At 44.3% G+C, this 20,264-nt stretch carries 16 protein-coding genes and 2 tRNA genes; 4 read left to right on the plus strand and 14 right to left on the minus strand.

Annotated features, from left to right (window positions below; all coding sequences use genetic code 11):
- Nucleotides 1-27: 27 nt before the first annotated feature.
- The 9 genes from OCV47_RS09865 to OCV47_RS09905 all read right to left on the minus strand — a co-directional run bounded on the left by OCV47_RS09865 (nucleotide 28) and on the right by OCV47_RS09905 (nucleotide 12,616).
- The gene (locus OCV47_RS09865; protein ID WP_262654916.1) at nucleotides 28-1,101 is read right to left on the minus strand and encodes a M24 family metallopeptidase; all 1,074 of its coding nucleotides are present in this window, start codon (nucleotides 1,099-1,101) and stop codon (nucleotides 28-30) included.
- A gap of 6 nt (nucleotides 1,102-1,107) precedes the next feature.
- Nucleotides 1,108-1,629, minus strand: coding sequence for a YqeG family HAD IIIA-type phosphatase (locus OCV47_RS09870; protein WP_262654917.1), 522 nt, complete (start codon nucleotides 1,627-1,629; stop codon nucleotides 1,108-1,110).
- An 11-nt stretch (nucleotides 1,630-1,640) separates the two neighbouring features.
- Entirely contained in the window at nucleotides 1,641-2,858 is a 1,218-nt protein-coding gene (locus OCV47_RS09875) for an aminotransferase class I/II-fold pyridoxal phosphate-dependent enzyme (RefSeq protein ID WP_117447567.1), read from the minus strand.
- Nucleotides 2,859-2,949: 91 nt separating this feature from the next.
- On the minus strand, nucleotides 2,950-7,536 hold the full coding sequence (locus OCV47_RS09880) for a PolC-type DNA polymerase III (RefSeq protein WP_262654918.1): 4,587 nt from the start codon (nucleotides 7,534-7,536) through the stop codon (nucleotides 2,950-2,952).
- Nucleotides 7,537-7,538: 2 nt separating this feature from the next.
- Complete coding sequence (ispG, locus tag OCV47_RS09885; protein ID WP_262654920.1) at nucleotides 7,539-8,609, minus strand: flavodoxin-dependent (E)-4-hydroxy-3-methylbut-2-enyl-diphosphate synthase; 1,071 nt, start codon at nucleotides 8,607-8,609, stop codon at nucleotides 7,539-7,541.
- 21 nt (nucleotides 8,610-8,630) lie between these two features.
- Nucleotides 8,631-9,125 (minus strand): dihydrofolate reductase, encoded by a 495-nt coding sequence (locus tag OCV47_RS09890; RefSeq protein WP_117447569.1) that lies wholly within the window; start codon nucleotides 9,123-9,125, stop codon nucleotides 8,631-8,633.
- Between the two features lie 18 nt (nucleotides 9,126-9,143).
- Entirely contained in the window at nucleotides 9,144-10,001 is an 858-nt protein-coding gene (gene thyA / locus OCV47_RS09895) for a thymidylate synthase (protein ID WP_262654922.1), read from the minus strand.
- Nucleotides 10,002-10,031: 30 nt separating this feature from the next.
- Nucleotides 10,032-11,180, minus strand: a complete 1,149-nt coding sequence (locus OCV47_RS09900) for a DHHW family protein (RefSeq protein WP_262654924.1) — start codon at nucleotides 11,178-11,180, stop codon at nucleotides 10,032-10,034.
- Nucleotides 11,181-11,194: 14 nt separating this feature from the next.
- Nucleotides 11,195-12,616 (minus strand): MBOAT family O-acyltransferase, encoded by a 1,422-nt coding sequence (locus OCV47_RS09905; RefSeq protein ID WP_117447571.1) that lies wholly within the window; start codon nucleotides 12,614-12,616, stop codon nucleotides 11,195-11,197.
- A 156-nt stretch (nucleotides 12,617-12,772) separates the two neighbouring features.
- Between OCV47_RS09905 and OCV47_RS09910 the strand changes: the two genes are divergently transcribed.
- Together OCV47_RS09910 and OCV47_RS09915 are read left to right on the plus strand one after the other, a co-directional pair.
- Entirely contained in the window at nucleotides 12,773-13,732 is a 960-nt protein-coding gene (locus OCV47_RS09910) for a GDSL-type esterase/lipase family protein (RefSeq protein ID WP_117447572.1), read from the plus strand.
- Between the two features lie 16 nt (nucleotides 13,733-13,748).
- Entirely contained in the window at nucleotides 13,749-14,231 is a 483-nt protein-coding gene (locus OCV47_RS09915) for a DUF4358 domain-containing protein (protein ID WP_262654925.1), read from the plus strand.
- Nucleotides 14,232-14,262: 31 nt separating this feature from the next.
- On the opposite strand, the gene OCV47_RS09920 is transcribed toward OCV47_RS09915, so the two are convergent.
- Complete coding sequence (locus OCV47_RS09920) at nucleotides 14,263-15,654, minus strand: Sapep family Mn(2+)-dependent dipeptidase (protein ID WP_262654926.1); 1,392 nt, start codon at nucleotides 15,652-15,654, stop codon at nucleotides 14,263-14,265.
- 216 nt (nucleotides 15,655-15,870) lie between these two features.
- On the opposite strand from OCV47_RS09920, the gene OCV47_RS09925 reads away from it, so the two are divergent.
- Complete coding sequence (locus tag OCV47_RS09925; protein WP_262654927.1) at nucleotides 15,871-16,590, plus strand: tRNA lysidine(34) synthetase; 720 nt, start codon at nucleotides 15,871-15,873, stop codon at nucleotides 16,588-16,590.
- A gap of 50 nt (nucleotides 16,591-16,640) precedes the next feature.
- Here the strand turns inward: OCV47_RS09925 and OCV47_RS09930 are convergent, their stop codons facing one another.
- A complete protein-coding gene (locus OCV47_RS09930; protein ID WP_262654928.1) occupies nucleotides 16,641-17,576 on the minus strand; it encodes an SseB family protein in 936 nt (311 codons plus the stop codon).
- Between the two features lie 251 nt (nucleotides 17,577-17,827).
- On the opposite strand from OCV47_RS09930, the gene OCV47_RS09935 reads away from it, so the two are divergent.
- Nucleotides 17,828-17,901, plus strand: a tRNA-Arg gene (locus OCV47_RS09935).
- 65 nt (nucleotides 17,902-17,966) lie between these two features.
- On the opposite strand, the gene OCV47_RS09940 is transcribed toward OCV47_RS09935, so the two are convergent.
- The 3 genes from OCV47_RS09940 to OCV47_RS09950 form a co-directional block, all read right to left on the minus strand.
- Nucleotides 17,967-19,337: an MATE family efflux transporter gene (locus OCV47_RS09940; RefSeq protein WP_262654929.1), complete on the minus strand. Its 1,371-nt coding sequence runs from the start codon at nucleotides 19,335-19,337 to the stop codon at nucleotides 17,967-17,969.
- Between the two features lie 81 nt (nucleotides 19,338-19,418).
- A tRNA-Arg gene (locus OCV47_RS09945) sits at nucleotides 19,419-19,492 on the minus strand.
- Nucleotides 19,493-19,585: 93 nt separating this feature from the next.
- Entirely contained in the window at nucleotides 19,586-20,260 is a 675-nt protein-coding gene (locus tag OCV47_RS09950; protein WP_262654930.1) for a TMEM165/GDT1 family protein, read from the minus strand.
- Nucleotides 20,261-20,264: the final 4 nt, after the last annotated feature.

Here is a 20,264-nt window from a genome sequence, read left to right on the forward strand (position 1 = left end):
TAATATCATTCATTTCAAGTTTTTTTTCTATAATTCAATCAATTCTTTCGGAGAATGTGCCAGATTACGGCATCCTTCTGCTGTGACAACTACCATATCCTCAATTCTGACACCACCAAATCCCGGCACATAAATACCTGGTTCTACGGTTTCGATCATATTCGGCAGAATGGTTTCTTTGCAAAGCATGGACAGGCGTGGTTCTTCATGAATATACAATCCTACACTGTGTCCCAGTCCATGTCCAAAATATTCTCCATACCCCGCTTTGGCAATGATATCTCTCGCCACTTTATCCACGTCACATCCACGCATGCCACCCTTTAATGCATCCAGGGCTGCCAGCTGTGCTTCCAGTACTGTATTGTAAATCTCTTTTTGTTTGTCATTTGCCTTGCCAATCATCACAGTTCTGGTCATATCGGAGCAGTAGCCCTGATACAGACATCCAAAGTCCATGGTAACAAAGTCGCCTTTTTCCAGCTTACGGCCAGACGGCATCGCATGAGGCATGGCAGAGTTCGGACCAGATGCCACAATAGATTCAAAGCTTAAATTCTCTGCTCCATGTGTCTTCATAAAATATTCCAGTTCCGCTGCCACTTCCAGTTCGGTAATACCAGGCTTTAATACATCTAGGATGTGGGTAAATGCCTGATCTCCGATTGATTCTGCTCTGGCCAGATATTCCAGTTCCCATTCTTCTTTCACTGCACGAAGCAGATCCAGAGAATCTCCCAGTGGAATATCAATCTTTCCTTCGCAGGCTTCCTGCAGTCCCTGATAAGTCTTGCACAACATATAAGCGTCTTCATAAGCTACATGCTGTGCACCTTCTTCGGCAATCAGTGCATATACCATCTGGCCATAAGTCTGACCGGTAGCAATCTCCTGTACCTCAAAATCTGGTGCTTCCTCTTTTGCCATAGTCGTGTAACGGGAATCTGTCATCAGTACCTGTCTTTTCTTTGAAATGTACAGATAACCGGTAGCTCCGCGAAATCCACTTAAATAACGCATATTATATCCATCAGATACCAGAATCGCATCTGCTTTTTTCTCATCCAGTACGGCATACGCCTTTGTATAATAACCCTTCATTGATCCTTAAATCCTTTCTTTCCTTTTCTCTGCCCGGCACTTTCTCCGGTAGAAAAAGAGTACGATTTTTTCCAGATAACGCTTCAGCACAATCTGGATCTCCTCTTTTGGGTGAATCGGCTTTACCAGAATACTGGTAATCCCGGTTCTCCTGGCTCCATATACATCTGTGAACAGCTGATCTCCCACAAACAACGTATTCTCTGTGGTCGTTCCCAGCTTCTTCATAGCCATCTGATAGCCCTTTCTGGAAGGCTTGTGTGCATCCTCCAAAAACATTGCTCCCACTTCATCAGCAAAAGGCTTCACCCGTGGCAGCTGATTGTTAGAGATCAGACAACACTGAAATCCTATGCTGCGCAGCCTCTCAAACAATACCTTTGCCCGATCATCTGCCGGTGCCCCATGGGGCACCAGCGTATTATCAATATCAAATAGGATCCCTCTGTATCCTCTCTGATACCATTCTTCAAAATCTATATTATAGGTAGAATCCAGATACTCATCTGGATAAAACATCTCTAACATTCACTGCCCGCCTATTTCTGTCTGTATTTACTCAGGAAAAGTTCCAGTTTATTCATGGTCTCTTCCAGCACTTCTTTTCTTGGAAGGTATACCACACGGAAGTGATCCGGATCCGGCCAGTTAAAAGCTTTTCCATGAGTAACCAGTACTTTCTGCTCTCTCAGGAAATCAAAGGCAAACTGCTCATCATCTGTAATGTTGAACCGTTCCACATCCAGCTTCGGGAAAATATAGAACGCTGCCTTTGGTTTCACCGCTGATACACCTGGAATGCTGTTCAATGCCTTATAGATAAACTCTCTCTGTTCATAAACACGTCCTCCAGGTATCAGCAGTTCCTGAGAACTCTGATAACCGCCAAGAGCCGTCTGTACTACAGACTGTGCCGGCACATTGGAGCAGAGTCTCATATTAGACAGCATATTGATTCCTTCCAGATAGCCTTTTACATAAGACTTATCCCCACTCAGACACATCCATCCCACACGATATCCTGCAATACGATGAGACTTGGACAGTCCGTTCATGGTTACACAGAACAGATCCGGGCAGAGGGATGCAATCGAGATATGCTCCACACCGTCCATCACCAGTCTATCATAGATCTCATCCGCAAAAATAATCAGCTGATGTTCCCTTGCCACCTGTACAATCTCTTCCAGAATTTCTCTGCTGTATACTGCACCCGTCGGATTGTTCGGATTGATGATGACAATTCCTTTTGTACGGTCTGTGATCTTTTTCTTAATGTCATCAATATCCGGGTTCCAGTCTGCCTGTTCATCGCACATATAATGTATCGGCGTACCTCCTCCCAGTGATACAGATGCTGTCCAGAGTGGATAATCAGGTGCCGGAACCAGAATCTCATCTCCATTGTTCAGCAATGCCTGCATAGACATGGTAATCATTTCACTGACACCGTTGCCGGTATAGATATCATTCATCCCCACATTTGGAATTCCCTTGATCTGACAGTACTGCATGATCGCTTTTCTCGCAGAAAACAGTCCTCTGGAATCAGAATATCCCTGGGTACTGGTCAGATTCATCATCATATCCTTTACCACTTCATCCGGTGCACGGAATCCAAATGGTGCCGGATTACCAATATTCAGTTTCAGAATAGTTTCACCATTTTCTTCCATACGATTCGCTTCATCCAGGACAGGTCCTCTGATATCATAACAAACGTGGTCGAGTTTTGTTGATTTATTAAATGTTCTCATATTTTTCTCCACTCCTTGTCAGTTTTCCTAACATCGTACTAATTTCCGCCAGAGAAATCAGCACTTTTCTAACAGTATAGCACCATATATGTTAAAAATCAAACAGAGATAGCTGATTTGACTCCGGCAGATCGCCCAGAATGCCCAGATCATCCATCACATCTATGACGCTCTTGCTGACTTTGGTCCTCTGCCAGAAATCATCTTTTGATAAAAATGGTCCGTCTTTCACTGCTGCCACGACCGCTTCTGCAGCCTTATCACCCATTCCGTCAATGGTGGACAGGGACGGCATCAGCTTGCCGTCTATGACCTGGAACCTGCTAGCCTGTGCTTTCTCCAGTTCAATCGGCAGGAATTCAAATCCTCTTGCATAGAATTCCTGCACACTTCGCATATCTTTATATGTGTCCTGTTCCTTTTTTGACAATGTATCACTGCGTTTCTTGTAGTCCCGCATATGCATCTTCAACCGGTCTTCCCCCTGACACATCAGCTCATAATTAAAATCATCCGCACGGATACTGAAGTAAGCCGCATAGTACGCCAGTGGATAGTATACCTTGCAATAGGCAATTCTCCAGGCCATCATAACATAAGCTGCTGCATGGGCCTTTGGGAACATGTATTTGATCTTTTTACAGGACCAGATATACCAGTCCGGTACATCATGCTTCTTCATTTCCTCTTCCCATTCCGGTTTCAGACCTTTTCCTTTTCGTACACTTTCCATGATGGTAAAAGACTGTTCACTGTCCAGACCTTTCTGGATCAGGTAAATCATGATATCATCTCGGGTACAGATCGCAGTGGAAATCGTTGCCTTTCCTTCCTGGATCAGTACCTGGGCATTACCCAGCCACACGTCAGTACCATGAGCCAGTCCGGCGATACGCACCAGATCAGAGAATTCCTTTGGCTGAGTATCAATCAGCATCTGCATAGCGAAATCTGTACCAAACTCTGGAATCCCCAGAGAACCAAGGGGACATTCTACCAGCTGATCCGGTGTAATACCCAGTGCTTCTGTGCTGCTGAACAGAGACATCACCGCCTTGTCATCCAGCGGAATATTTCGGGCATTCAGTCCGGTCAGGTCTTCCAGCATTCGGATCATGGTCGGATCATCGTGTCCCAGGATATCCAGCTTCAGCAGGTTGTGGTCAATGGAGTGATAGTCAAAATGAGTGGTAATAATATCCGTTTCTGTATCATTGGCCGGATGCTGTACCGGTGTAAAGGAATAGATCTCCTCACCATGAGGCAGTACTACGATACCGCCAGGGTGCTGTCCGGTGGTTCTTCGTACCCCGACACATCCTTCCACGATACGGTTGATCTCACAGACACGTTTTCTCTGTCCCCGTTCTTCAAAGTAATTTTTCACATAACCAAATGCCGTTTTATCTGCCAGGGTTCCAATGGTTCCGGCTTTGAATGTATGTCCGGTTCCAAAAATGACCTCCGTATAACGGTGAGCGTTTCCCTGGTATTCCCCAGAGAAGTTCAGGTCGATATCCGGTTCCTTGTTTCCCTTGAATCCAAGGAATGTCTCAAACGGAATATCAAATCCTTCTTTTCGCAGGGAGGCCCCGCATACCGGACATTTTTTATCTGGCATATCACAGCCAGCTCTTCCGGAATAAGCTTTTACTTCCTCCGAATCAAAATCATAATAATGACATACTTCGCAGTAATAATGTGGGCTTAAAGGATTTACTTCCGTGATTCCTGCCATTGTTGCTACGAAAGAGGATCCTACCGATCCACGGGAACCAACCAGATAGCCATCATCATTGGACTTCCACACCAGCTTCTGGGCGATGATATACATAACGGCGAATCCATTGGAAATAATGGAGTTCAGTTCTCGTTCCAGACGTTCTGAAACGATCGGCGGCAAATCCTCCCCGTAGATCTCATGAGCCCGGTTATAACAGATTTCGCGCAATGTCTTGTCTGAATTCTCAATCACCGGCGGACACTTATCCGGCCGTACCGGTGCAATGTGCTCACACATATCTGCAATTTTATTCGGATTGGTAATGACGACTTCCTCTGCCTTTTCCTGTCCCAGATAGGCAAACTCCTTCATCATCTCTTCTGTTGTGTGTAAAAACAGCGGTGCCTGCTGATCTGCATCTTTAAATCCTTTTCCTGCCATAATAATCCGGCGATAGATCTCATCCTCCGGATTCAGGAAATGTACGTCACAGGTAGCCAGAACTGGCTTGTGCAGCTGTTCTCCCAGTTTGACAATCTTCCGGTTCAGATCCTGAAGGTCTTTTTCTGTCTTAATATCTTCCCGGTCTTCTTCCCGGATCATAAATGCATTGTTCCCGATCGGCTGAATCTCCAGATAATCATAAAAGTTGGCAATCCGAATTACCTCCTGTTCTGTCTTTCCTTCCAGAATGGCCTGAAACAGTTCTCCGGCCTCACAGGCTGACCCGAGGATCAGGCCTTCCCGATACTGCTGTATGGCACTCTTTGGGATACGCGGTCTTCGGTTATAGTACTGCAGATGAGACCAGGACACCAGTCGATACAGATTGATTCTTCCGATCTCATTCTTCGCCAGAATAATGGCATGATACGTCGGCAGCTTCTTGATCTGTTCCAGAGATGTACTTCCCAGCTCATTTATACCATCCAGATCAAATACATCCTGTTTTTCCAACATCTCTGCGAATTTCAGGAAGATCTCTGCCGTACATTCTGCATCGTCCACTGCCCGGTGATGATGATGCAGATTAATATGCAGTGCCTTTGCAACCGTATCCAGCTTGAAACGATTCAGCTGTGGCAGCAAAATCCGGGCCAAAGCCACAGTATCCAGATAAGTGAAAGTCTGTTCCTGTCCCAGTCGGCGACAATTTTCTTCAATAAAACTGACATCAAATCCCGCATTGTGAGCTACCAGTACCGCATCTCCCACAAATTCCAGAAACTGCGGCAGAATCTCTTCGATCGCCGGTGCATCCATGACCATATTGTCATTGATACTGGTCAGTTCTTCGATACGAAACGGTATCGGAACCTGAGGATTGACAAAAGTAGAAAAACGGTCTGTGATCTCCCCATGTTCCACCTTTACTGCACCGATCTCGATAATCCGGTTATTCACCGGACTGAATCCGGTCGTTTCCAGGTCAAAAACTACAAAATTTCCCTGCAGATTCTGCCCCTTAGAATGCATAACAACATCCTTGGAATCATCTACCAGATAGGCTTCTACCCCATAGATTACCTTGAAAGGGTCATGGATCAGCTTCAGTTCTTCTTTCGTCACATCCGGGTGTTCCGCCTGATATTTCGTGCGGTATGCCCGGTCAATATCTTCAATAAAATGATTGGCATCCGGGAAAGACTGTAGTGCACCATGATCGGTAATCGCAATTGCCGAATGTCCCCATTTATAGGCCTGCTTTACGATATCTTTCACCTCAGATACACCATCCATATCACTCATCTTGGTATGACAGTGAAGCTCTACCCGTTTCTCCGGCCAGGTATCCATACGTCCGGTACGAAAATCACTGATTTTCTTGATTCCAACCACCGATCCTATCGTCAGCTGACTGTCAAAACGGTCGATCGTGGTGACACCTTTTAATTTCACAAACGCACCCTTTTTCAGATTCTCTGTCAGTTCCGGCACCTGCTCTGTGGCCAGGAATATTTTTACGGTAATAGTATCTGTAAAATCGGTAATGTCCATCATGATAATCGTCTTTTCATTTCGAATATCTCTGGTCTCCAGGGAACGGACGCATCCACGGATCACCACTTCACCCATTTCTCCTTCAATGGTTCGGATCTCGATTGCTTCATCGTCGATATCTCTTCCGTAGATCACATCTGGATTGTCAGAACGCTTCAGAGCACGGCGGTAGTCCCCGCCTCCTTTTCTGGAAAATCCGCCGTTTCCAAACGACTTCTTTTGCTCCTGTGCTGGCTTTTTTACTTCTGCGGCTTTCTTTGTTTCTTCTATTTTTCTGTCTGCTGTCTTTGCCTCTTTTTTCTCCAGTTTTGCAGCCGTGTCGATCATCAGTTCTTCCTTGTCAGCTTCTTCCCCCACTCCTGCTTCCCGGTTTTTACGAAGCCGCTCTGCTATCGCTGCTACTTCCTGTTCAATAAGCAGGTCACTGTTCTTCCTTGCCTTGCTCATCTGTGCTACTTTCTGTTTCAGCGTAATCTTCAGATGCAGACCACAGCGTTCACAAAAGATCTTCTCCAGAATCCGGATCAGTTCTTCCGCCTTACCTTCCAGAACCACCGATTCCTCAATCGTCAGAATCATCTCATCCGGTGCTGTAAATTCATACTCTGCCTGCCTCAGCAGATTGTATTCAAAGATACTGTAATCCCTCAGTTCCAGAAGGACGCTGTCACGGTAGTCCGGGAAGAAATTCTCTGCCGTATACTGACCGGACAGGTGAAACTTCTCAATGATCTTCACATCAATCTCTGTATCGGAAAAGCACTGATCCTTAATGGCCTTTTCCGCCATACGGATATATTTTTTATGAATCCAGGTTTCACTGATGATATAAACGCGCAGAAGCTCTCTGGAAGAAGTCACGGCAACTTTCGTTACCGCGACTTTTTCAAAGAGCTTTTTTACGGAATCTCCTATCTGCAATTCCGGAAATACTTCCAGAAAACGTTTCTCCATACTTATTTCTCCCAGTTTAACAGTTCTTCCCGAAGAGCCTCAAGGAGCTGATCTTCCGGAAGTTTTTTTATAATCTCGCCTTTTTTGATCAAAAGACCTTCTCCTTTTCCTCCGGCAATTCCAATATCTGCTTCTTTGGCTTCTCCAGGACCATTTACTACGCAGCCCATAACAGCTACTTTAATATCCAATGGAATATCCTGCACCATGTTCTCTACTGCATTGGCCAGTCCGATCAGATCAATGCTGGTTCGTCCACAGGTCGGACAGGATACTACTTCAATGCCGCCTTTACGCAGCCCTAATGTTCTTAAAATCAGTTTGGCAGACTTGATCTCTTCCACCGGATCTCCAGTCAGAGACACACGAATAGTATCTCCAATTCCCTGATTAAGAATCAGTCCCAGACCAATGGCTGACTTAATATTGCCGGATAGCAATGTTCCCGCTTCTGTAATTCCAACATGAAGCGGATAGCTGATCTCTTTTGCAATCAGCTCATGGGCTTTCACACACATCATGACATCAGAAGACTTAATGCTGACTACAAGATTATCGTAACCCAGATCTTCAATACTGTGCACCTTATCCAGTGCGCTTTCCACAATGCCTTCTGCTGTTACACCATTATATTTCTTCACCAGATCTTTTTCCAGAGAGCCGCTGTTCACGCCGACACGGATCGGGATATTACGCTCTTTTGCAGCATCCACGACTGCTTTTACACGCTTCACATCTCCGATATTTCCCGGATTAATTCGAATCTTATCTGCTCCGTTTTCTATAGCAGCCAATGCCATGCGATAGTCAAAATGAATGTCTGCCACTACTGGAATGCTGATCTCTTTTTTGATCTCTCTGATCGCCTGTGCTGCTTCCAATGTAGGTACGGTACAGCGGATAATCTCACATCCTGCTGCCTCCAGGTGATGAATCTGTTCCACGGTTGCTTTTACATCTTCGGTTCTGGTATTGGTCATGGACTGTATCAGAATCGGATTGCCGCCTCCAATGACTTTATTTCCGACATGCACTGTTTTTGTATGATCTCGATACATATTCCTCTCCTCCATTTTCTTCTGAACTGCTGCCGTTTACTTCTTCTTTCTTTTATACATCAGGAACTGGTATTCCAGATCAAAATAGGTCTGTTCATCACTGTCAGCCGCAATATACCAGTCTTCCATCTCATCCAGATTCGGGAAATAAGCATCCGCTTCATAGGCATGATCAATTCTGGTAATATGAGCCACATCACAATATGGCAGCATCTGACGATACACACTGTCTCCCCCGATCACATAGATCTGTTCACTATTGTATTTTTTCAGTTCTTCCAGCAGTTCCTCCATAGAATGTACCACAATTGCTCCTTTGACCTGGTAGTCCCTGTTGCCGGTCAGAACAATATTCGTCCGATTCTTCAATGGCATACCGTTCGGAAAGCTCTCCAGCGTTTTTCTTCCCATGACTACTACATTTCCGGTTGTAGTCTCACGGAAAAACTTCATGTCTGATGGAATACTGACAAGAAGCTTATTATTACATCCAATTGCCCAGTTTTTATCTACAGCTACGATAATATTCATTCTTTTTTCCTCTTTTTCTTACACTGCTACCGGAATATGTTTGATCTGCTCTCCGGTTACATAATTTTCTACGATCAGATCCTTTGTAGTGAACTGATAAAAGTCCTTCACATCTGGATTCAGACTTACCTTTGGTGCCGGGTGTTCTTCCCTCTCCAGTAATTCCTGAATCATTGGCACATGCCTGTCATAAATATGAGCATCTGCGATCACATGCACCAGCTCTCCAGGCACCATATCATTGACCTGTGCCACCATCATCAGTAAAATGGCATACTGGCATACATTCCAGCCATTGGCAGCCAGCATATCCTGACTGCGCTGGTTCAGCACCGCATTCAGCACCAGTCTCTGATCTGCATCCTCCGTCCGCGGTGCCGTCACATTGTAGGTCATACTGTAACAGCACGGATCCAGTCCGCCGGAATGAAGATATTCAAACTGATACATATTCGTCATGATCCGGCGGCTGAAAGGATTTTCCTTTAACTGGCGGAGTACATAATCCATCTGGTCTGTCTCTTCCCCTTTATAAAGGAACTTCCTTCGGATCACATCCCCATAGCAGGTTCCGATGCTTCCATTCTCATCTGCCCAGCTGTCCCAGACATGACTGTTCAGATCATGAATATTGTTGGACTTTTTCTGATAAATCCACAGTACTTCATCCATGGCGCTTTTCAGCGCAATCCGTCTTAATGTAATGGCCGGGAACTCTTTTCGCAGGTCATACCGATTTACTACACCAAATTTTTTTATCGTATAAGCTGGTGTTCCGTCTTCCCAGTGTGGCCTTACCAGTTCTCCTTTTGTATCTGTTCCATGCTCCAGAATCTCTCTGCAGGTCTCTTTGAATAATTTATCTGCGTAACTCATAATGCCTCCTTATCTCCAGTTCCAACTGCTTCAGGATTCGCTGGCCAGTGCCAGCTTTGCCACACTGGCATCTTCTGCAAATCCTGCCGCATTATATAATACCAGAATATCGGTATACTCTTTTTCTTTCATATAATCTCCCAGATTCTCATTAAAATAACGCAGATCCACAATATCTATCTGCGAAAAATCCTGCATGGCAAAGCTCAGGAAACAGTTGGCATAAGAATCCTTGATGATCAGAAGCTTCCTGTCTGAAACTGCCCTGGTTCTGGCCTCAATCAGTGGCTGGTTTCCTCCGAAAAAGACTGCGTATTTATCTCTTCCTTCCAGATAAGAATCATCATAAAGACTGGTTCGTTCCTGTGAATGATTGTAAGTCAGTGTATACGGAATCTCTGTTACTGGCTTATAACACTCTATGCTGTCTCCCGGAATCTTAATATTTACCTTGGCATCGATAGTTCCATGAAAATCCTCCGTCAGAGTCTCTTCCCGGTACTCCGAAATCGGCACGATCGGCAAATCAATGCTGTCTGCCCATGCCTCATAGACATACCTGGCTGCCAGTGTTTTCCAGTGATGGTCGGTCTTATAATAGATTGGTTCTTCCTTATGGGCTTCCAGTATCGGTTCAGCATCAAAAAACAGCTTCTCCGGAATCTGCGTACGGATTTCTTTCAGATAATTGCCCTCTTCCTCTGCGACTGCATAATCTGGCAATTTGTCCTTTAATATCTCCACCGCATTGGGAACAATCATGGCTTTCACATGATCTTCGCCGTATTTCTGTGCCTGGGCTTTCAGGAAATTGTCAAGATACGTAATGTTTCTCTTCGCCGTATCCGTGGAGAAAGAACCGGAATGTTTCTCGATCAGATAACCATCCCTGGCAAAATAGACATCATTGATCTCCGTCTTGCCTTCTGCCCGTTCCGCCTGTGTCTTTACCCCAATCCATTTATCCCTCCAGAAAAACTGATCTGATAAATAAGTTTCATAATTTTTTTCAAATGTGCCATTCAGAATATCGGACAGATCCACCTGTGGCATCTGTACCAGCACACGATTCTCTTTTTCCGAAAAAGACGTATCCGGCTTCAGGAGACTGGCTCCGGCACATCCGAACACCATCGCCAGAAACACACCTGTCAACACGCCGCTTTGTATCTTTGTCATGTATCTTTCTCCTCTTAAAAACGGAAGTACAGGAATGGATTATAGGTGGCATCTACCAGATAAGCCACTCCCAGGAAAAAGATTCCTGCATAAAATACCATTCGTACCATAGTCAAAATCCAGCTGTCCGCTCCCATTTTTCTGCTGACCGCTGCTGCCAGCCTCTTTGGCAGATCTGTGGATGCCAGAATCAATATCACCAGCAGTACTCCATAATTATACAGCAGATAAATCGTTGTATTATCCACCAGACCCACACCAGCTCCGCCAAACATGGAACCAATATATTGCACACCGAGACTGATCTTGTCAAAAGCAAAAATCACCCATCCAATCAGTACAAAAAACAGTGCATAAATATGCCGGAATATTGCCGGAAGCTTCTTCAGTATATCCTTTAATACAAACTTTTCCACAATTAACAACATACCGTAATAAACGCCCCACAGTACAAAGTTCCAGCTGGCGCCATGCCAGATACCGGTCAGCATCCAGACAATGGCAATATTTCTAATCTGCTTCGCTGTTCCTTTTCTGTTTCCTCCCAGCGGAATGTAAACATACTCCCGGAACCAGGAACTAAGTGATATATGCCATCTTCTCCAGAATTCTGTAATACTGGTAGATATGTAAGGATAATTAAAATTCTCAAGAAAATGAAAGCCAAACATCTTTCCCAGTCCAATGGCCATATCAGAATATCCGGAAAAATCAAAATAAATCTGAAACGCATAAGCGGCGGCTCCCAGCCAGGCGGTTGCTGCCGGAAGAGTCCCTGCTCCCATGGCAGAAATGGTATCCCAGAGGACACCAATATTATTCGCCAATAATACCTTTTTTCCAAAGCCAATCATAAAACGATGCACACCTTCCGAGAAATCGGACAGATTCTCCCGTCTGGTCTCCATCTGCTGCGCAATGGTCTTGTACTGCACAATCGGTCCCGCAATCAGCTGAGGGAACATAGATACATAGGTACCATATTTGATCCAGCTGGTCTGCACCTCTGTGACCCCAAGATATACATCAATTGTATAGGACATCGTCTGGAACGTAAAAAAAGAAATCCCGATCGGCAGTGGAATTCCGGTAAGGGGAATCGCCGTGCCAAATATCCCATTGACAGATCCAATCAGAAAATCCAGATATTTAAAAAAACATAATACAGAAATATTGTAAATCAATGACACCATCAGCCATTCCCGTGCTGATGCCTGTCTTCCTCTCTTCTTACACCAGTCTACCTTTTTTCCTACGAAGAAGTCTACGGTAATCGAGCAAAGCATCAGAAGCACATACTTTGGCTCACCCCATGCATAGAAAAACAGACTGAATAACAAAAGAATCACGTTCCGCACCTTGCGCGGTGCCATATAATATAGAAGCAATACTGCCGGAAGAAACCGGAACAGAAACAATAAACTACTAAAAACCATGCTATCTCCTGTCTTTTGTACAAATATAAAAACTTTTAATTATTTTGAAAATCTATTTACAATAATTTAAATTATTATATAATAGAGTATGTCAAAAAACAATGTTTTTTCATGACATCTAAAGGGGAAACTAATTCAAAAAAACGAGGGGAATTCATGGCTCAGAAAAAAAAGCGGCCCACCGCCAAAGAACGGCGTAATGGGTTTATTATAAATGTACTTACGCTAATCGTTCTGATCCTTCTGGTATTCGAAGGAAAAAGTCTGATTAGCTTATTTTCATCACAGACCATTCAGGAACGGATCAAATCCGAGGAATCAGAAGTCTTTGCCGGAGCGAATCTGACAGAAGCACAAAGTGAAGTCCAGACAGAAGCTGGCAGTGAAAAACAGACAGATGCCTCTTCTGCTCAGAGCGAAGCTTCCACCGAAGCGCAGACAGATGCCGTTGTCACTGATCTTGCTACCGGACTTCCTAATGACGATGCATCTTACCTGGATGTGGTTGTTCCGGCTCAGGAGACACCAGTAGATGACAGTTATTTTGAAGATGCAGTCTTCATCGGTGATTCCCGTATGCAGGGCTTCCGCAACCTGTCCGGCATTACCAAAGGCAGCTTTGTTACAGCAGTCGGCATGGAGCTTGAGAACTTCTATACAGATGATCAGATTGCCACAGCCAATGGCAATGTGAAAGTTCTGGATGCTTTGAAGAATCTGAATTTTTCCAAGATCTATATGATGCTGGGTACCAATGAACTGGGCGCCTATGATATGAGTCAGGTAGGTGATTCTTACCGTCAGGTACTGAATGATATCAAACAGTTGTCCTCTTCACCAAATCCGATCGTGTATGTTTATTCCGTGATCTATGTGGATGAATCACTGGTCACCACTGGAGATTATGTGAACAATGCCAATGTGGATGCAGTAAATGAAGAGATTCTGAAGATGTGTCGGGAAGAAGGTTATCATTACATAAACCTGAATGAAGTCCTATCCAACGGTTCTCACGGACTGATCTCCGGATCCGCTGAAGATGGTATTCATCTGAATGCGGAATACTGCAAGGACTGGTTGAATTACACAAAAACACACTATATACCAGGTGTTTAAGAAAAGGAGAATATCTATGAAAAACAAAAAGAAAGCACTGATTCTCACAGTTCTGTGTGCATTTGCCGCATTACTACTGACCGCCTGCGGAGGCAAGTCTTCTGGAAATTCTGATATGTCAGCAGATGTCAGCAAGCTCTGCCAGGATCTGGAAGGAACCATTGACAGCGAAGTCAGTGAAGTCAGCAATGAAGTGATTGCTTCTACTTATTTCTTTGATATGGATAAGATCGAAGAAGCTGCTGCAGCACTGAATTCCGGAAGCAATGCCTGCGAAGTGGTTGTTCTGAAATGCAAAGACAGCTCCTATACCGCTGAGGCAGAAGAACTGCTGAAGAAGCGTGTCGAATCTCAGTCCACTCTGTTCGCAAGCTACAATGCACCAGAAGTAGCCAAACTGGATGCCGCTATTCTGAAAACCAAAGGCAATTACGTAGTATTCTGTGTGACAGATGACACAGCAAAAGCAAACGAAATCATAAAAGAAGCCGGATTTTAAAATCCGGCTTCTTTTTGTTCTGCCTCTGCTATTATCCACAAATCCTTACAATCGCATCTGCAAAAATCTTTGCACTCATCAGCAGCATATCGATTACCATGAACTCATCGTCTCCATGCATATGATTGTCTACTTCCGGAACCATGCAGCCAAATGCAACTCCACGTTCCAGATCATGTACATAAGTACCGCCTCCGGTAGACTGGGCTTCTCCTTTTACACCGCTATAGACTTCATAACTTGCCAGAAGCTTTTGTACCAGTTCAGAATCTGCAGGCACATAATGTGGCGCAATCATCTTTCCTTCTTCAATTACAAATCCTTTTCCTGTAAAAGTCTGATCCAGCACCGCTGTCACATTGTCATCAGATCCGCATACTGGGATACGGCTGTCAAATACACCTTTGATCTCATTTCCATCATAATTCAGGATTCCAAGATTCATCGTCAGTTTACCGGAAATCTCATCTTCCATATTCACCTTCAATGCTTCTCCATAGAAGTCATCATCCGGGAACATTTCTGCAATGGCTTTCCAATATCCAACACCGGTATCAAGCGGCAGATCTGCCAGAAGATTTACCAGACCACAGATCGCATTATGTCCTGCTTCTGGTGTGGATGCATGTGCAGCCAGTCCTTTTGCTGTAATCTCAATTCCTTCCGATGTCTCCTTCAGCAGATAAGTAATATGATTCTTTATCTTTTCTGCTGCACACTCTACTTCATCCTTTGTCAGTCCTCTGACTACTGCTACTGCAGTATCCGGAACCACATTCACCTTTGTTCCACCCTGTACTTTCACAACTGCCGCCCCTGTACTTCCAGCATCCAGCTTCACAGTAAAATCTTTCTGAAGGCGTCCCTTTTCCAGGTTAATTACCGGGAAATCTGCATCCGGTGTAAAAGTCATCGGTGCCTCTTTTTCTCGCGCATAATAGTATTCCAGGTCTGCTGATCCGCATTCTTCATCAGAGCCAAGAATCAGCCGCATACTGTTCTTCAAAGGTACACCGCACTCCTTGATTGCTCTCATGGCATACAATGCTGCAATGGCAGGACCCTTATCGTCTGCAGTACCGCGGCCATAAATCTTTCCATCCTTGATCACAGGCTCAAACGGCTGTGTCTCTTTCCAGTTCTTGGTAACTGGTACTACATCCAGATGTGCCAGAATATCCAGCTTTTTTTCCTGATCGCTGAAGTCTGCGGTCACCACATAATGATCATAATTCTGTGTGGAAAATCCATACTTTTTCAGCATCTCTTCCGCTGTATCCAGCACCTTTGCAGGACCTTCTCCAAACGGTTTGCCTTGCTGGCTTTCTCCCTTCTGGCTGTTGATACGTACCAGCGTCTTCAGATCTTCCAGCATGTCTTCTTTATGTGCATCAATATATGCATCCAGTTTTTCTTTGTACATGACATCTACTTCCTTTATTGTTTTTTGCGATCCTGTCTGTGCCTGTTGCTTTGCAGTCATCCTAATCGCCATTCGCCGCTTATTATACCATATCCCTATTTTTTCTACAACACTGTTCCACCTGATATACTTCCACGTATTTGACAGGGCAGACTGCTTATGCTATAAAGTTAATGGTGCTGTGCTCCATTTTATTTACGATAAGGGGGAAATCACTTGAAACTTCAGAAACTTTTCAGCCTGACCAGACAGGCTATAGATGACTATCAAATGATCGAGGAAGGGGACCGAATCGCCATCGGTATCTCTGGTGGAAAAGACAGCCTGACACTTCTCTATGCCATGCAGGGACTGCAAAAGTTCTATCCAAAGCGCTTTGAGCTGGAAGCCGTAACTGTCGATCTGGGATATCCTGGCTTTGATCTGGAACCCATCCGACAGCTGTGTCAAAAACTCCAGGTTCCCTATAACGTCATTCCAACTCAGATCGGTAAAATTGTCTTCGAAGAGCGCCAGGAATCCAATCCATGTGCCCTTTGTGCCAAACTGCGAAAAGGAGCCTTTAACGACCGTATCAAAGAACTGGGCTGCAATAAAGTGGCTTATGCACATCACAAAGATGATATGGTGGAAACTATGCTGCTTTCCCTGATGTACGAAGGACGTTTTCACTCTTTTTTGCCAAAAACTTATCTTGACCGCATGGATCTGACCGTGATCCGTCCACTGATCTATGTTTCCGAATCCGAAGTCATTGGCTTTCGCAATAAGTATCATCTTCCTGTTGCCAAAAGTCCATGTCCTACCGATGGCTATACCAAACGGCAGTACGTAAAGGATTTACTCCGAAAATTAAACCAGGAAAATCCAGGTGTGAAAGATCGTATGTTTTCAGCAATTGTAAATGGACATCTGGAAGACTGGCCAGAGTCATAAAACGGAGTTTTGCAGCTCTCAAAAAGCCACAAAACTCCATCCCCAATGGTCTACACTCTCTGTTTTGGAATCAGCAGTCTTAATGTAACCGGATTCAGCATCACGCCCTTGATCTGCTCTCCCATCATACCTTTTACCTTACTGCTGTCTACTGCAATTGCCTTAAACATCTTATTCTTATTAAATCTCTGGAATTCTGAAGCATCTGCACATACCGGCTGGTAGATGTCGCCGTTATTCAGCTTGATGAACGGGATCTTCATATCCTTCGGTTCTACCTTCTCAGCACCTTCAGGAACCTGAACAGGTACCAGTACTTTGCCTCTGTGAAAGTTCACGATCATCTCTTCTTCCAGATCATGAAGTGCCTCTTTATCTCTCTCTTCTTCCGGCATTTGTCTTTCCTGTGCAAAATAGCATCCGGTCAGCAACAGCTGTGGATTCTGCAACGGACGCTTTTCTGGTGGAATTGCATCAAAATCTGGCTTTTTAACCAGCTGTTCCAGTTCAATCTCCACGGCATTCACGCCCTTATCCAGTACAAACGCATTCACACTCATAGCAAAGAGACCGGTCAGGAATGTGAGGAACTGCTTGTTCTCCATCTTTACCACAATCAGCTCTACATGCTTCTGACGCTGTACCATGGCCAGCTTCTGTGCAAAACGTTCTTCCGTAAACAGCCAGATCTGATCATTACAGCTATCCGGATCACAATATACATAAGGCAGATTCGTTGCCTTTGAAAATACGCAGAATAATGTCTCCATCTTCTGAATACGTCTTAAAATCATATGTAAGAAAAAGGATTCTCTCTTTTCAAAGAACACCCCAACTTTTTCCTGCTCCGGGTTCTTTGTCTTCATGATGGCTGCAGAGTTCTTCAGAATGATCAATTCCTGTATCGGAAGATTTCCGTAACTCTCCTCCTTGAAATCTGCAGATACCAGTAATTTTTTCAATTCTTCCTCGTTAATGTTCGCCATACCCATATTCCTTTCTGACTCGTATTAAATTTCCGGCCACACATTGAAAAAATCTGTCTTAGCCAGAGAATACTCATCTATTATCATACAACTTTGGCGAATAATAATCAAGCAAAGATGGCAATTATCTGTCTTTTTTAGTAACAGTTCAGCCTTGCAGCGAAACTGTTACATTTTATTCAATATTTTTTCAGTTATTACTTGACAATTTGTTTCTTGTATCCTATAATATTTATTGTTCGTTAGGACATGTGCGTTTAGCTCAGCTGGATAGAGCGTTTGGCTACGGACCAAAAGGTCGGGAGTTCGAATCTTCTAACGCACGTATTTAGAAATCCGAAGAATTCAGATTATTGAATTCTTCGGATTTTTGTTTCATATACATACATCCTACCTGCCTGCACCTCTTTTTAAAATCCCATTAAAATTACTCAAAAATACACTCGTTGTCACGGTAGCAGCCAGAATATCACTGACTGGCTCAGCCAGAAATACTGCAAAAACTTTATTTTCAATCAACATCGGAAGCAAAAATATCAGCGGGATCAGCAATATCAATTTTCGCAGCACAGCCAGAAACAGACTGACCTTCGCCTGTCCCAATGCCATAAAACTCTGCTGGCAGCACAACTGAAATCCTATAGCAAATATACCTGCCATATAGATGCGCAATGTCCAGGCTGTGTATGTCACAAGTTCTTCATTGCCAGAGAACATTCCCGCAAAAATCTGTGGTGTAATCATCAGAATTCCCCAACAAATCGTGCTGAACAGCACACATACTTTAAACTGGGTAAAGAACGCTTCTTTTACCCGTTCATTATTGCGGGCTCCAAAATTGTAGCTGATAATTGGCTGACCACCCTGGCAGATCCCCTGTATCGGCATAGTAACCAGCTGGCTGACGCTGTTGATAATGGTCATGGCTCCCACTGCCATATCGCCGCCATATCTGGCCAGACTGGTGGTAAAACTGATCGAAAGAATGCTCTCTGTCGACAACATGGTAAAATTGGAAATTCCAAGTGCCAAACATGGTAATATCACAGTCTTCTCCAGTCGCATATTCTTCTTTTTCAACTGAAGAATTGACTTTTTCCCAGACAGAAACTTCAAAATCCACATGGCGCCAGCAGCCTGACTGATCACAGTAGCCAAAGCCGCCCCGCGCACCTGCATGTCAAATACAAAGATAAATACCGGATCCAAAAAAATGTTGATAACTGCACCAATCACGGTAGTCAGCATACTGATCTTTGCGAATCCCTGAGTAGTAATAAACGGATTCATTCCCAGTACCACCAGCACAAACGCACTTCCCAGAATATAGATTCTTGCATATTCCACTGCATATGGCAAAGTTACCTCGCTGGCTCCAAATGCCTGTAACAGCTGCGGTGCAAACAGATAAAATACGGTTGTCAGTATTACCGACAGGACGAGAATCAACGCAAAACAGTTTCCCATGATCTTTTCTGCTTTTTCTTTCTCCTGTTGCCCCATGGCAATCGCTGCTCTTGGTGCCCCACCAGAACCTGCCAGCATGGCAAACGCATTCAACAACATCAGAATCGGCGTAAACAGTCCTACTCCCGTCAGTGCTGATGCTCCAATTCCACTTATATGTCCAATATAGATACGATCCACGATATTATACAGAAGATTCACTACCTGAGCCACCACTGCGGGGATCGCCAGCTGCGCCAGTAACTTTGGAATCTTCTCCGTTCCCATGGTCTGCGTATTTGAATTTGCTTTCATGATTCACACCTCTTTATAAATTTCCTTTCTCATTGCAACAAAAAAATCCGGAACTCTCAAATGAGAATCCCGGATCAGGTACGTGCGTTAGAAGATTCGAACTCCCGACCTTTTGGTCCGTAGCCAAACGCTCTATCCAGCTGAGCTAAACGCACATCGTTCTGACGAACAAATAATATTATAGGCGGTAAGTGTCAATTTGTCAAGTGTTAAATTAAAATTTCTGTATCGGAAGATAAAAGACTGTTTTACACAGCTTTTTTCTTCCGGTACAGGCCAAGACAGACAATTGCAAAAATCACTGCTGCTGCCACAGTAGTTCCTATCACCCATACATTTCCGGCACCCATCAGCATTTCCAGTCCTTCTCGTAATGTCAGGATCCCAAATACAAAGAAGATACAGAATGCCACGCTATTTAATACACCCTCCGGCATTTTGTTTTTCAGCAGATACCCTACCAGCATACCAATGATATCTGCTGCAAAAAGTCCAATGGAACAGGCCAGCCATACAATCAATGCTGCTTCCATTCCTTCATTGGCTCCAAAGGTAATCGCTGTCAGCTGTGTCTTATCTCCCAGCTCTGCCACGAAGAAAGTGGAACAGACAGATAATGCTGCAATTTTGCCTTTTCCGCTGTCTTTTACCTCTTCTTCGTCATCCTCACCTTTTAAAGTCGTCACTGCAAAAAACAAAAATGCTCCAGCTGCAATCAGTCGGATCAGCCAGGTCGGGATCACTTCACTGACCAGACCTCCGGCCAGTACTGCCAGACCATTCAGAATCAGTATGGCTACACCGGTTCCCAGCAGGATATCTTTCATTTTATACTTAGAAGTCATGGCCACCAGCATCAGCTGTGTCTTATCTCCCATTTCCGCAATAAATTCTGTCAAAAGTACTTTCCAAAACAATAACATAACC

The organism is Muricoprocola aceti (assembly GCF_025567005.1).
Classification (GTDB): domain Bacteria; phylum Bacillota; class Clostridia; order Lachnospirales; family Lachnospiraceae; genus Marvinbryantia; species Marvinbryantia aceti.